The organism is Advenella faeciporci, assembly GCF_014652395.1.
Taxonomy (GTDB): Bacteria; Pseudomonadota; Gammaproteobacteria; order Burkholderiales; family Burkholderiaceae_B; genus Advenella; species Advenella faeciporci.
In genome coordinates this window covers 106,147-120,077 of record NZ_BMYS01000004.1, presented here as the reverse complement: position 1 = coordinate 120,077, position 13,931 = coordinate 106,147, and the positions used below count along the sequence as shown (strand labels likewise).

Genomic DNA, 13,931 nt, shown 5'->3' with positions numbered 1-13,931 from the left:
GACCTTTCATTGAGAGTGTGGGCGAAAACTTAATTTTTCAATACGCTTTTCGGGGTTCGGAACGACAACGATCCGGTCCACAAAAATGCCGGGCAAATGAATGGAGTTGGGATCCAGTTCACCCAAAGCAACGATTTCTTCCACCTCTACGACGGTTATTTTTCCCGCCATGCCCACGTCGGGGTTGAAATTACGGGCAGTTCCGGAGAACATGAGATTGCCTGAAGGATCGGCCACTTGTGCCTTGATCAGGGATACATCTGCATTCAGGGCATATTCCATAAGGTAAGTATCATTCCCGAACTGTCGGGTTTCTTTGTTTTCAGCAACAACGGTACCTACACCAGTACGTGTGAAAAAAGCGGGAATGCCTGCCCCACCGGCACGCAGGCGTTCTGCCAATGTGCCTTGTGGGTTAAATTCCAACTCTAGCTCGCCATTGAGATATTGCCTTTCAAACTCTTTGTTTTCACCGACATAAGAGGCAATCATGCGTTTGATTTGGCGTGTCTGAAGCAGAAGACCAAGCCCGAAGTCATCAATACCCGCGTTATTGCTGATGCAGGTCAGATCCGTTGCCCCGCTGTCGCGTAACCCTTCGATTAATGTAGAGGGAATGCCACAAAGACCGAAACCTCCTACGGCGATAGTCTGGCCGTTTTTGATAATGCCGTTGAGGGCGGCTGTTACATCTCCAAATATTTTATTCATATTCCAGTCAAATCTTAAAAGTTGATAATTAACTTCAATTTTTTCAAGCTCAAATTTGAATTTGATTTGATCAACTTATGGTATCCAAGATAAATTGAATGGAAAATGGACATGACGCACACTTAATGTGCATTAATGCACAAAATAATAGGGCCGGATGTTCTTAATTTGTGCGGTTGAAAAGCGTTGTGTGCTGGTTGATTAAATTGCGAATGTGGTTCCAGACATAACGATGGCGCTTGATTTTTAACAGGTCTTCAGGTGCCGCTACCCACAGGCTGCGGGTTACCAGGGGTTGATGGGGTAAAATGCAAACAAGTTTGTCGCTTGCCTGTGCAACATATGGCGTGAGTAAAATGATGCCTAATCCCGTTTCTGCTGCGGCACGCTGTGCAATGACACTATTTGTGCAGAATGAACGCCTTGGCTCAGGTATAAGTTCCTCCAGGATTCGATACCTTTCCGTGACCGATCCATCATGAATATAATCAACAAATTCATGATGGGTGAGATCACTAAGCTTGTCAATGGGGGGATGAGATTCAAGATAGCCTGGTGATGCATACAGAAAATAATTGATCTGGGCCAATCTGGACATTTTGTAACGGCCCATCTTGGGTGGATCAAGTGTTACAAGAATTTCAACTTCCCTTGATACCAGGCTTGGAAATTGCGGCTGGGCTATCAGTTCTATTTGCAGCCTAGGATACTTTTCCCGTATTTCCATCAGGCTGGGTGCAAGGACATGGATGCCAAATGCCTCTGGTGTCCCAACCCGGACAACCCCTTTTATATCATCTTCCCCAATGCATTCTTCTACGGCGGCAATAAGTGCGCTTTCCATTTGTTCTGCATGAGGAACAAGGGAGTGCCCCGCATTTGTCAGTGTATATCCACTTCGGCGTCTGTCAAACAGTACAACATTCAGCAATGCCTCAAGCCGGTCGATACGGCGCGACACGGTAGAGTGTTCAATCCCCAGCTTTTCACCGGCCGACGAGATTGTGCCCAAACGGGCAACTGCCAGAAAGATCTTCATGTCGTTCCATTCTGTCTGTCTATCCATAATGATGTAGATTCCATTGTGCATTGACGCACAATTATAGTGCATCAGATATCTTTGAGATTGTATTCAAGATAAGCATAATTTAAAAAAACATACAACAATTTTATTGGAACCTCCCCTACTGGGGTCTTCCTTTTGTACCCAAAAAATTTTCAGGAGATGGAAATGTCACAAAAAAATCGATATCAGAACTATACGGCAATTGAATTTGATTACCCCGCAGAACGGGTATTACGCCTGACTTTGAATTGCCCTGAGCGTATGAATGCACTGGACTCACAAGGACACCAGGAGTTGGCTGATGTTTGGCGTGAGATAGATTCTGATCCGAATGTCAGTGCGGTAATACTTCGTGGTGCGGGAAGGGCTTTTTCTGCAGGCGGGGACTTCAAAATGCTTGAGCAGATGAATGAGGATTTCAAGGTAAAAACCCGTGTCTGGCGTGAGGCTCGCGATCTAGTTTACAACATCATTAATTGTTCTAAACCCATTGTTTCCGCGATTCATGGCCCCGCAGTAGGAGCTGGACTGGTTGCTGCACTGTTAGCAGATATTTCCATCGCTACAAAGACGGCCCGCATCGTGGATGGACACACTAAGTTGGGTGTTGCGGCAGGTGATCATGCCGCGATTATCTGGCCTTTGCTTTGTGGTATGGCAAAGGCTAAATACCACTTGATGCTTTGTGAACCCTTGAGTGGTGAGCAGGCAGAATCCCTGGGGTTGGTTTCTTTGTGTGTTGAAGAAGATGAATTACAGGAAAAATCCTTGGAAATTGCTCAACGCCTCGCTGCGGGAGCTCCTGCTGCGCTGCGGTGGACCAAATATGCCTTGAACAATTGGCTTCGTCAGGCTGGCCCAATTTTTGATGCTTCTTTGGCACTGGAGTTTATGGGATTTGGCAGTCCAGAAGCTAAAGAAGGGTTGAGCGCTATGCTTGGTAAACGTGCGCCAAATTTTGATCAGGACATGCCGGTATGAATTATCAGATAAAACGGTTGGCTTCTTGAGTAAGGATTAATCATGAGTTTGATTAAAACAGTTGCATTTATTGGTGCTGGCAATATGGGAGCACCAATGGCTCGCAACGTACAGCTTGCAGGATATGAATTGATTGTTTGCGATCTCAATGAAAGCGTACTTGCTTCTTTTGCACAATCAGGTGTGAAGGTGACAACTAAAGCACCTGACTGTGCCAGTGCGGATGTCATTATTGTTCTACTAGCTAATGATGAGCAAATCAAAGACGCATTGATTGGGGAAGAAGGGTTGGCAAAAGCCATCCCTGAAGGCCGGCATCCGCTTATTTGCATAATGGGCACGACTTTGCCAGATACCTTACAGATCATTAAAGGAGCGCTTGATTTAGCAGGAGCAAGTCTGATTGATGCACCAGTTAGTGGTGGGATTGTTGGAGCTGAAAAAGGGACTCTCACAATCATGCTGGGTGGTGAGCAGGAGGATATCCAGCGTGTTATGCCATTGATGGAGTCAATGGGGAACAATATTTTTCATTGTGGTGCACTAGGTTCCGCAGAAGTAGTGAAGGTCATCAATAACATGCTGTGTGTGACAAATATGTTTTTGACTGCTGAAGCTATTGATTTGGCAGAAAGACACGGAGTGTCTTTTGAAAAATTTTCACCTATTTTAGCGATTAGTACTGGCTTGAATTTTTTGACTGCCGATGCTCAGGTTGGTAGGGCGCAGTACGCTGCATGGGCTCGCTCAGAAGAGGCTTATGAAGCCATTTATCGTGTGGTTCGCAAGGATTTGCACTTGGCCCTGCAATTGGCGGAGCTGGCACAAGTTGATTTGGATTTGCTTAAAGGTATTTCAAAATATGTGGACTCCAATGATCGCAATGCCATGGTTCGTTGGATGCGCAGTGGTCAACCATCCTTAAAAGTGATTTGTAATACTTGATTTATTTGTGCTATGTCAATTTGTGACATAACACTAAAAACAAGCCGGTTCATCGGCAAAAATTAATTTAAATATAAAGGAGAATATAATGAAAAACATCAGAAAATTTTTGGCTGTAAGCTCACTGCTAGCCTTGAGTTTGGTAGGTAATAGTGTGTTGGCTCAAGACGAAAAGACCCTTATTCTGGGGGTTTCTGTGCCTATGTCGGGAGCTGCGGCAACATGGGGATTGGGTCAGGAGTGGACAGCGAAGCAAGCTGCTACGGAAATTAATGATGCAGGTGGAGTCAAGATTGGAGATATTGTCTATAAATTTGAAATTCGTGCATATGATAATAAATACAATGCTGCTGAGGGAACCAAGGTAGCCCAGAATATTATTAATCGTGATAAGTCCCGTTATGTAGTAGGAAGCATTGGCACCGCGCCCATTTTGGCTCTTCAGTCCTTATCAGAACGTAGAGGAGTCATTCTTTTTACATCTGCCTGGGGTAAGTCAGTTAAGGGGTCAAGTAAACCCTATACCCTAACGCAGTCTAATACGCCATTTGAAATTCTGGCACCGTTGTACGACTATGTGAAGGTTAAACATTCAGGAATCAAGACGGTAGCAATGCTTAATCCTAATGATGCTACAGGTAAGGAGACTGAGCCTGAAGCCCTGAAGGCATGGGAAGAATTGGGTGTTAAGGTAGTGTCGGTGAACTGGTATGAGCGTGGTACAACACAATTTCAACCGATCGCCCAGAAACTTGCAGCTCTGAAACCGGATGTTATTGATTTGGGAGTGACTCCGCCCGCCGATGCAGGAGTAGTTCTCCGTGAGCTTGATGTGCTGGGATGGGATGGCGTGAAGGTACAGCCAGTGGGGACAGGTGCAGCACAGTTAGTAGATATTGGTGGTAAAGCTGCTAATGGCGTCTACATGGGATTTGCAGGTGATTATGCCGGGGAACAAGCAACTGAGAAACAACGTAAGCTTAATGAGGGAATGAAAGCCGCCATTGGTGAACCGTTGAATCCGTTGCAGATTGCTGCCTATGATTCGGTCTATGCGCTTAAGGCCGGTATGGAAGCGGCACAAAGTATTGAGCCGGAAGAAATTATTAAAGAAATGCCTAAAATCGTTTTTGAAACATCTTATGGTCCTACCGCTTTTGGTGGCAAAGAAACTTATGGATCAGTTCAGCAGATGTTGATACCTATCATGATCACACAAGTTCAAGACGGTGTATTAGTCGAGGTGGAACGAGTTATTCCCAATGAGTTGAAAAAACGTCTGGAAAATGCTCAGTAATTCGGATTTAGAAACGCATTGACGGAGGTAACTCAGTGGATATCTACATGCAACTATTCGTGAACAGTTTGCAGATTGCTGCTGCTTATATACTGTTCTCGTTGGGTCTAACGCTTATTTTTGGCGTGATGAAAATCGTGAACTTTGCACATGGCGAGTTCTTTACTCTAGCGCTTCTGGTGATGGGGGTCACGGTTCCTTTTCTGGTTGGGAATCAGCTCTCGCTGGAAATGTCCTACGCTTTAAGTGGGGTTTTGGCGATCTCGCTTACGCTCTTACTAGGTGCCTTCATCTACAAATTCGCCTTGAAACGCTTTCAACGAGATATGACTGGATCATTTGTTGTCTCGGTTGGATTGTCGCTACTGTTGCAAGGGATTTTTCTAGAGGTGTTTGGCGGGGTGCCCAATAAATTACCTACATTAATTGAAGGGAATATTAATTTTCTGGGCGCTTTTATAACGACTCAACGATTCATCATAACTGTTTGTGCTTTGCTTGTGTCTGCAATAATGTGTTGGTTCATTGCATCAAGCCGTATGGGAAAAGCTTTGCGTGCTGTTTCGGAAGATCATGAAGCAGCAATGTTGCAGGGGATTCCTTACCGACGTATTGCACTTACAGGATTTATCATCGCGACCTTTTTAGCGGCTATTGCAGCGGTTTTTCTCTCTCCTGTTACGGTTTCCAGCACCATTATTGGTAGTGATTATCTTATCAAGGGATTCATTGCCATCGTTATTGGTGGCCTGGGAAGTATCCCGGGCGCAATTCTGGGGAGTGTCCTACTTGCAGTCTTGGAAAGTCTTGGAGGTTATTACTTTGATCCAACATGGGCAACTATTTCAATGTTTGTGCTAACCATGTTTGTATTACTTATCCGTCCAAAGGGAATATTGGGAAAATGATTAAACCAAATTATTTGACGGCAATTCTTGCCTTCGGCTTGATCCTTGTATCGGTTGGTTTTCTAACAGGTGGAGGCTTGGCTGCTAGCATTGTCCTATGGTTGGCTATCAATGTTTTAATTACAGCGAGTTTCCGTTTCGTTACTCTAATCGGGGAACTCAATTTTGCGGTAGCCGGTTTTGTTGGGATAGGAGCTTATGTTGCTGGCTCTGGCACGGTGTTGTTAGACCTACCGTTCTATTTAACACTAGTGTTGGCGGCATTCATTGCAGGTTTAATTAGCATCGGATTCGGTTATGTCACCTTACGTGCTAAGGGACCGTATTTCATGCTAATAAGCTTTGCCTTCACAGAAGTGATTCGGATGATCTACACCAAGACTGAAATCATTGGTGGCAGCTCTGGCATGATTGGTATCTTTCCTCCCGAATACCTGGAACGTTATTATCCTGTATTTGTCGTTACTGTTGTAATTGGAATGTTGTGGTTACTCTGGAAACTGGAAAAATCAGATTATGGGAAGGTCTTGATCGCTATCCGAAATAATGATGCCATTGTTGAGACAGTCGGAATAAACGTGCACTTTGCAAAAGTACTATGTGTTGGGATTTCCTCCTTTGTTGCCGGTATAGCCGGTGCCCTGATGGCCTATGGAAATAACGTGATTAGTCCTGGTGATTTTAGTTTTCTGCTTTCGGTATATGCCTTGGCCTATCTCAAAGTGGGTGGTGAATCGCATATCTCAGGTGCTGTAGTTGGGGCCATAGTTTTAACATTGCTGGCACAGTTTGCACTGAGCTTTGGACCTTACGAACACATCTTCTATGGTGCTGCCATTGTTCTGTCCGTAACCATATTGCCAGAAGGCCTAATTGGGCTGAAACGGTATTTCAAAAAATCTTCGCCTGCACCCGTTGTGGCGACAAAGTCATCGGTTTAGGAGGAGTTTATGAATACTCAAGTACTTCTAAAAGTAGATAAATTATCCCGTCGGTTTGGTGGCTTAATAGCTGTCAATGAGTTGAGTTTTTATGTTAATAAAAATGAAATTCTTGGATTGATTGGCCCCAACGGGGCTGGCAAAAGTACCACTTTCAATGTAGTGAGCGGATTTTTCAAACCCAGTAGTGGAACCTTGAATTTTAACGGGCAGGATATTACCGGGTTTAAGTCTGACCGGGTGTCGCGATTGGGTCTTGTCCGTACTTTTCAGCACGATAGTATGCTTCGAGATATGACAGTCTACGACAATATTGTGATCGGAACCTTTTCTTCTATCAAGCATAAAGCAGAACGCGATGCCAGAGTGCGTGAAACTGCTGAGTTAATGGGACTTATTGAAGTTTTGGATAATGTGGCAGGTAGTTTGCCACATGGTTTGCAGCGCTTGGTCAGTATTGCCATAGCATTTGCCGCTCGACCGAAATTGTTATGCCTTGATGAGCCACTTACTGGATTGAACCAGACTGAGGTAGTTTCGGTATTGGAAATATTTCACAGGATGCGGCAAGAGTATGGTATTTCGATCTTGCTGGTGGAACACAATATGAAAGCAGTTATGGAGATCTGTGACCGTATCGTCGTATTAGATCACGGAGAGTTTCTTGCAACTGGAACGCCTGAACAAGTGCAGAGCAATCCGAACGTAATTTCGGCTTACCTGGGGAAACGACATGAAAAACAATGATATCGTGCTCGAAGTTAAGGATTTATCCGTAAAGTACGGGATTGTACCTGCTGTGGATGGCGTGACTTTCTCTGTTAAAAAAGGAACTATCGCGACAATCGTGGGTTCGAATGGTGCGGGCAAGTCGACCATTATGAAAGCGCTTACCGGGTTAATTACCCCACACAAAGGCAGTATTCGGTTTTTTGGTGAGGATATTTCTGGAGTAGCGCCGGATTGTCTTGTTGAGCGTGGTCTGGTGTTGGTGCCGGAGGGTAGGCGTCTTTTCAAAGATATGACAGTTCGCGAGAATTTGGAGACAGGGGCTTATCTGGAAAGAAATAAAACGGCTATTAAAAAGTATCTAGATGAGGTTTTGGAACGTTTTCCAGCGCTCAAGAATCGTCTTGGTGCAAGAGCTGGGAGTCTAAGTGGGGGACAACAGCAAATGGTTGCTGTGGGTCGTGCAATGATGGCCAGACCAAAGATGCTTTTGCTTGACGAGCCGACTATTGGCTTGGCTCCGGCTATTGTGGATGACATCGCCCAGATCATTCTGGATATTGCGGCAGAAGGTGTCGATGTGATGTTGGTCGAGCAAAATGCTGAAATGGCACTCGAAATTGCAACTCATGCTTTTATCATTGAACGTGGTCAGATTTTGCTGGATGGTCCAGCACATGATCTGGCTAAAAGTGAACAAGTACGCAAAGCTTATTTAGGAATCTAAGGAAAGCTTGGAGTGGCTTGTGTTGGCTTGAGTGTCAAGTACGATCCATTCCAACACTAGATCTATCAAGGAGAAAATTTATGAAACGCTTGGAAGGAAAAGTAGTATTGATTACTGGTGGGGGAGCTGGTATCGGGAGAGTTAGCTCACTGCTTTTTTCCCGTGAAGGTGCCACGGTTGTGATTGCAGAACGTGACATAAATGCGGGAGAGGAAACGGTAGCCCTTATCAATCAAGAAGGCGGGGAAAAGGCACTATTCATTCCGACTGATGTAACAGAAGGCGACAGTGTTCAGAATACAGTGGCACAAATCCTCCGAACTTATGGCCGGTTGGATGTGCTCTATAACAACGCAGGTGGGTCATCAGCCAGGGACTCACGCGTTACTGACGCACCAATTGATGAGTTTTGGGACAAAATGAAGCTGGATTTGTTTGGAACCTGGCTGGGATGTCGATATGGTATTCAAGCAATGATAGATGCCGGTAATGGCGGTTCTGTGATCAATAGCACATCTATTTTTGCCCTGATCGGTACTCATGGTAAAGATGCTTATACTGCGGCAAAAGGGGCTGTGAGTGCGCTTACGCGTTCCATGGCTGTTGAGTATGCAAAAGATAAGATTCGGGTTAATGCTGTCGCACCCGGAGCCACTGCGACTGAACGTGTGCTTAAGTTACTTAAGGAAGATGGTGTTACGTCCAAGTCATTGGATGGCCAGCTTTTTGGACTGGTGCAGCCGGATGATATCGCCCATGCAGCTTTGTACCTTGCTTCTGATGAGTCTAAATCAACTACCGGTCATATATTGGTGGTAGATGGCGGCCTGACCATTTCATGATGACGAATCATGCCGCTTCGCTGCTTTAAACCGTCCAGTCAGATTTCATCTCTACCTGAATAAACAAGAAGTGAGAGTCAAATGTTTCACCATATAGTCATGCTTGAATTCAATAAAAATATTACGCAAGCGGAACACAAGAAAATCGAGAAATTTTGTATAAATATCAAAAATGAATTAACAGATGTCATTAATATGCGTTTTGTCAAAAATGTTTCTGGCAGGGCACATGGGTATACACATGCATTTGTGGTTGAGTTTGTCGACGAAAATGCACATGATAATTACCAAGTGGCAGAGGCGCATGTATTGTTGAAAAAAATGATAAACCAGCTGGCGCTCAATACAGTTGTACTGGATTACGAACTTTAATTTTATACAAAAATTTTTAAATCTTAATAAAAATATCCTGTGACCCTGGTTTGTCTGGGGGTATCTAGTGTTGTCATAGAAGTGAAACAGTGATGGAAATATCCTTAGCTGGTAAATCAGTTCTTATTGCAGGAGCCTTTCGGTGCATTGTCGATGTTATTGGAGGTTACGCAGATATCATCGTGACTCCGATTCACGTACCTGTATTTCATGGTTACCATGACCACCCGCCATTGGCGGCAGCAACAATTCAGCGCTTTGTGCCTGTTCTGTATAACGCAGGGCTTGCACCACCTGGTCACACGCCTGGGTGGCGGCTTCAAACAGATCCATGCCCTTGATCCAGAGTCCGGTCAGGGTGGCGCAGAAGAGGTCACCCGTGCCCTTGGGGGTGGCGTGGATACGCGAATGTGAAATAACTTTGGTTTGGCTGCGGCTGACAAGCACAACCTTCATCTCATATGGTGTCCAGGTATCGGGTGCGGCACTGGTTACCGCAACCCATTGGGTACGCCCCGTCAGCAAGCTGCGGGCAGCGCCAATGACGCTGTCAATATCGTTCACCGCCATGCCGGTCAGGTACGCCAGTTCAAAGCCGTTCGGTGTCAATCCGTCGGACAGTGGCAACAGGCCCAACGTGCCCATCCCGCCCGCTGGTCAGGTCAGACACGTAACTGGCAACCGATTGGGGAAGTATGGCTCAATCCCGATAAAAACCAGGAGATCATTCAACACAAAAAAGTGTTAGAGGCCGCGTGACTTATGTTCCAACTAGCTTGACAGATACCGATACCCGTAACACTAAATATCAATTATCCAAATATGAACTACCGCCACCTATAACCAGTAAGGTTCAGGTGGTGGAATGCAGCGGGACTTATTCAATCTGCAAGCCTGTCTGCCATAGACTGCAGGCCATTCAAGATACTGTCAGCCAATGTTTCAGGAAAATTTGGCGGCAGCTTGGTTCGAACCGTATGTACAACTTCTGGTGTACGTGAGACCAAGTCATCAAGAATATGATGCACATCGTGACCGTCGGCTGTCATAATGCCATAACGCTCTCCAACAGCCACCCAGTGCCGGCGTCTGATATCACGCGTGATCCAGTGAGGATTTTTTGAGCGTACCGCCATCGCCATTTTTGCACGAAAAGGTGATAATTTACCGGGACCTTCTCCTAGAACCGGGTAGGCTGATATGACATCATAGAGTGGCGTGAGTTTATAAACACCGCCTGGCTGTATAAACAGGCTGAAATTTTTTGCATGTCCATCTGTTGCACACAGCATCCAAAACAGGACTTGTGCAGCAAAAAACATTCTCCTGTCTTGTTCTGCTTGTATGGAGGTTTCCAGTAAGCTCATGATGCGGCTTACCCCAGGGCCTCCATCAGCTTCATATTTAAGGTGAGGCGGGGTACCGGTAGCCTGGCACATATCCTCCTGTGGCAATCTAACCAACCAAGGTGTGCCACTATCATTTTTCCACCACCGTCGGTCAAATCTTTCCACAGCCAGTACTTTCATCTCTTCAAACTGCAAAGGTTTCGTTTGTGCTACTGGCAAGCCATAGGCCGCCAGAATTTCTGAACATAGCCATTCATTTTCGACTGATTCACTAAGATCGAATTGCATATTGCCAACCAGCCCAAGAGGTAGCTTTAAAATATGGGAGCTTGGGGTCGTGCCATGTGGCCGGTTCCATTGATTGTTGAACCATAACAAGGCAGTTTTTTCCTGTGCACCGGCAATGGAAATACGAAAGTCATCATTATCAAATTCAGGACCACCCATTTGCGTGGGTGTTATGACACCGCGCAGCAACTGTGCCACTTCGGCCTCTGTCATGGTTGTTGCCTGGATGGTTTCGACATTAGTTGGTGTGATGCCTTCTGGCAAAATTTGCAAGGCGCCCACACAATCCCTGCCAATCTCGGTCAATAAAGTAAAGGCATCAATAGACCTGGTCTGAAACCGGCGAGCGATGCGTTCACGAATATCCTTGCTATCCGGTAACAGGTTTTCAAAATAAGTGCGAACGGTATCATTCCGATGAGGCTCATTGCCTGGGGTAAAAGGAAGTGATAAAGATAATGGCCGTCCCTGTTTTGAAGAGACCCAATTAGCATCATATTGAAGCTCTTCACCCATATGTGGTTGGATACGCCAGGTACCAACAAAACTGCCATTCATCCAGAGGCCCAGGGATCGGGTGCGAGAGCGTCTTCCCATGTGCTTACCAAACGGGTTCGGAAGAGTTTTGAGGTTCAGTTGGACTACATGCTTCACGCAAGACCAGTTCCACCCCAAAAAGGCTTAGTACCTGCAGCAGGCGATCGGTACTTATTTTATCGGCGTTACGTTCCAGAGCGGAAAAGGTTTGCTGGGTAATACCCAGTCGTTTTGCGGTGGCGGCTTGTGTTAAACCGGCCTGTTTACGAAAGGCTTGTAATAATATGGGTAATTGTTCGGCAGTGCGAACGGTAAATTCAGGCATACAAACCCCAAGCTGTATATTCATTTTACAAATTATAATGCGTAAAATGAATGTACACAATATAATCTGTATATTTTTACTATATTAAATTCAAATTTAAGATGGAGAATAATAGTGGCAACCCCAAATCTTTCAGCAAATATAGATTTTCCACTGGATGATATACGCGTACTGGATCTTTCCCGGGTTTTTGCAGGACCGCTTTGCGGACAGGTACTGGCCGATTTTGGTGCGGAAGTGGTCAAGGTGGAACATCCGGCCCGTGGCGATGATACGCGTGATTGGGGTATGCGTATTGGTAAAACCGAAACGACCTATTACAACAGCATGAACCGCAACAAGCGTTCAATTACTATAGACTTGCAAAGCAAAGAAGGGATACAGCTTATTTATAAGCTGCTGCCTTCGTTTGATGTTGTCATTCATAACTTTAAAACGGGTGGCGCTGAAAAGCTGGGACTTGGCTATGAACAGCTTAAAGCCATTAAACCCGACCTGATCTATTGCGCCATTGCCGGTTACGATACCCGCGGCCCAGAGGCGAAAAGGCCCGGTTATGATCTTGTGATCCAGGGAGAGAGCGGTCTGATGGCCCTGAACGGAGAGGCCACCCAGCCTCCACTCAAGTTTGGGGTGGCTGTGGTTGACATGATGACAGGCATGCATGCTGCCCAGGCTGTGTTGGCCGCCCTGTACAAGCGGAGTAAAACTGGCCAGGGCCGGCTCATTGAACTTGCTTTATATGATTGTGGCATCATGATTACCGGTTATTACGGATTGGATGCCCTGTTGTTGGAAAAAGATCCGCCACGCTATGGTAATGAGCATCCCTCTATCATGCCTTATGGCATGTTTGAAGCGGCAGACGGCCCCTTAATCATTGCGGTCGGTAATAACGCACAATTTTTCAAATTCTGTAACCAGGTTATTGAATGCCCGGAACTGGCTGAAGACCCCCGCTTTATTTCCAATGTGGAACGTGCCAGGCACAGAAACATCCTGCTGCCGTTTTTGGTTGAAGCTATCGGGAAGTATCCGCGTAAACAGTTACTGGATCGCATGACTGACTGCGGTATTCCATGCGGCGAAGTCGCCGGTTTGTATGAGGCACTTACCAGTGAACGATCCAGACAGGGCAGCTTGATTCAGGAAATGCCTCACCCGGATGCCGGCAGTACCCATGTTTTTGCCCCCCCTTACCGCCTGGACGGACAACGTCTTCCCATACGTCATGCGCCGCCACAATTGGGTGAAGGAACACGTGAAGTCCTTACCCGACTGCTTGCGCTAAGTGATGAGGAACTGGCTGATTTGCAAAGCAAGGGAGTACTGACACTGCCACACTAAACGATGTGTAAAAAAAAATAGTTAAGGGACTCGCACGCCAGGGAAACCCTGAGACGTGCGACTAAAACCGGAATAAGTTTATTTTTTTATTAATTTGTAATTCAGCCTGGTAGACATGGGCTGGCCGGTTTGCCTGTCTCTTGCTTCCACATGACCTTCCCCGACAAAATAAACGCTGTTGTCGGCCTTGTCATCCAGACGGATCAGTGAAGGATTGTTTTTATCGAATTCAAATTTTCCGCCGGTTTCAAAAATCCTGTTTCCAGGACGGTTGGTCACGTATTCTTGCCTTAGTTTATAGGTTTTGTTTGGAAGCAATTCCAGTTGTACCTGGATGGCCTCACAGTCGGCACAAGGGAAAACACCGCCATAAGTACCGCTCCAATCCAGCGCGATTTCAGCAGTATGCATGTCAGGAGCCTGGGTTTCACGGTCAGGGTTACTGGCGCAACCAACAGCAAAAAAAGAAGCAAGCAATATCGCCAATCCGGTTTTTCTCATTTCAAATTTGCCTTTTAAAGTTAAAAAATTAAGCCTTTGCTTAATACCAGCTGCAGCCGGGTTGG

General features: G+C 45.8%; 16 protein-coding genes. 10 read left to right on the top strand and 6 right to left on the bottom strand.

All coding sequences use genetic code 11. From position 1 onward, the window contains the following. Positions 1 to 6: 6 nt before the first annotated feature. Positions 7 to 711, bottom strand: a complete 705-nt coding sequence (locus IE074_RS04770) for a CoA transferase subunit A (RefSeq protein WP_189384297.1) — start codon at positions 709 to 711, stop codon at positions 7 to 9. 163 nt (positions 712 to 874) lie between these two features. Next, positions 875 to 1,777 (bottom strand): LysR family transcriptional regulator, encoded by a 903-nt coding sequence (locus tag IE074_RS04765; RefSeq protein WP_229793886.1) that lies wholly within the window; start codon positions 1,775 to 1,777, stop codon positions 875 to 877. A 165-nt stretch (positions 1,778 to 1,942) separates the two neighbouring features. On the opposite strand from IE074_RS04765, the gene IE074_RS04760 reads away from it, so the two are divergent. The 9 genes from IE074_RS04760 (at position 1,943) to IE074_RS04720 (ending at position 9,519) form a co-directional block, all read left to right on the top strand. Next, the gene (locus IE074_RS04760) at positions 1,943 to 2,758 is read left to right on the top strand and encodes an enoyl-CoA hydratase/isomerase family protein (RefSeq protein WP_189384295.1); all 816 of its coding nucleotides are present in this window, start codon (positions 1,943 to 1,945) and stop codon (positions 2,756 to 2,758) included. A 42-nt stretch (positions 2,759 to 2,800) separates the two neighbouring features. Beyond that, positions 2,801 to 3,703 carry an NAD(P)-dependent oxidoreductase gene (locus IE074_RS04755; protein ID WP_189384294.1) on the top strand — a complete coding sequence of 301 codons (903 nt, stop codon included), beginning with the start codon at positions 2,801 to 2,803 and terminating at the stop codon, positions 3,701 to 3,703. Positions 3,704 to 3,791: 88 nt separating this feature from the next. Continuing rightward, on the top strand, positions 3,792 to 5,000 hold the full coding sequence (locus IE074_RS04750; protein ID WP_189384293.1) for an ABC transporter substrate-binding protein: 1,209 nt from the start codon (positions 3,792 to 3,794) through the stop codon (positions 4,998 to 5,000). A gap of 47 nt (positions 5,001 to 5,047) precedes the next feature. After that, positions 5,048 to 5,908, top strand: a complete 861-nt coding sequence (locus IE074_RS04745) for a branched-chain amino acid ABC transporter permease (RefSeq protein ID WP_229793885.1) — start codon at positions 5,048 to 5,050, stop codon at positions 5,906 to 5,908. Continuing rightward, on the top strand, positions 5,905 to 6,849 hold the full coding sequence (locus IE074_RS04740) for a branched-chain amino acid ABC transporter permease (RefSeq protein WP_189384291.1): 945 nt from the start codon (positions 5,905 to 5,907) through the stop codon (positions 6,847 to 6,849). Before IE074_RS04745 ends, IE074_RS04740 begins: the two co-directional genes overlap by 4 nt. A 9-nt stretch (positions 6,850 to 6,858) precedes the next feature. Further along, entirely contained in the window at positions 6,859 to 7,596 is a 738-nt protein-coding gene (locus IE074_RS04735; protein ID WP_189384290.1) for an ABC transporter ATP-binding protein, read from the top strand. Continuing rightward, positions 7,583 to 8,305 (top strand): ABC transporter ATP-binding protein, encoded by a 723-nt coding sequence (locus IE074_RS04730; protein WP_189384289.1) that lies wholly within the window; start codon positions 7,583 to 7,585, stop codon positions 8,303 to 8,305. Before IE074_RS04735 ends, IE074_RS04730 begins: the two co-directional genes overlap by 14 nt. An 80-nt stretch (positions 8,306 to 8,385) precedes the next feature. Beyond that, a complete protein-coding gene (locus IE074_RS04725; protein ID WP_189384288.1) occupies positions 8,386 to 9,147 on the top strand; it encodes an SDR family NAD(P)-dependent oxidoreductase in 762 nt (253 codons plus the stop codon). A gap of 99 nt (positions 9,148 to 9,246) precedes the next feature. Then, positions 9,247 to 9,519, top strand: coding sequence for a Dabb family protein (locus IE074_RS04720; protein WP_229793884.1), 273 nt, complete (start codon positions 9,247 to 9,249; stop codon positions 9,517 to 9,519). 177 nt (positions 9,520 to 9,696) lie between these two features. Here IE074_RS04720 and IE074_RS04715 read toward each other — a convergent pair whose 3' ends face one another. The 3 genes from IE074_RS04715 to IE074_RS04705 all read right to left on the bottom strand — a co-directional run bounded on the left by IE074_RS04715 (position 9,697) and on the right by IE074_RS04705 (position 12,018). Further along, entirely contained in the window at positions 9,697 to 10,164 is a 468-nt protein-coding gene (locus IE074_RS04715; RefSeq protein WP_189384286.1) for a PfkB family carbohydrate kinase, read from the bottom strand. A gap of 236 nt (positions 10,165 to 10,400) precedes the next feature. Beyond that, the gene (locus tag IE074_RS04710; protein ID WP_189384285.1) at positions 10,401 to 11,753 is read right to left on the bottom strand and encodes a type II toxin-antitoxin system HipA family toxin; all 1,353 of its coding nucleotides are present in this window, start codon (positions 11,751 to 11,753) and stop codon (positions 10,401 to 10,403) included. Between the two features lie 4 nt (positions 11,754 to 11,757). After that, on the bottom strand, positions 11,758 to 12,018 hold the full coding sequence (locus IE074_RS04705) for a helix-turn-helix domain-containing protein (protein WP_189384284.1): 261 nt from the start codon (positions 12,016 to 12,018) through the stop codon (positions 11,758 to 11,760). Positions 12,019 to 12,132: 114 nt separating this feature from the next. Here IE074_RS04705 and IE074_RS04700 point away from each other — a divergent pair, with 114 nt between their 5' ends. After that, a complete protein-coding gene (locus IE074_RS04700) occupies positions 12,133 to 13,365 on the top strand; it encodes a CaiB/BaiF CoA transferase family protein (protein ID WP_189384283.1) in 1,233 nt (410 codons plus the stop codon). A gap of 78 nt (positions 13,366 to 13,443) precedes the next feature. Here the strand turns inward: IE074_RS04700 and IE074_RS04695 are convergent, their stop codons facing one another. Beyond that, positions 13,444 to 13,866, bottom strand: a complete 423-nt coding sequence (locus tag IE074_RS04695; protein WP_189384282.1) for a copper resistance protein NlpE — start codon at positions 13,864 to 13,866, stop codon at positions 13,444 to 13,446. Between the last annotated feature and the right edge of the window lie 65 nt (positions 13,867 to 13,931).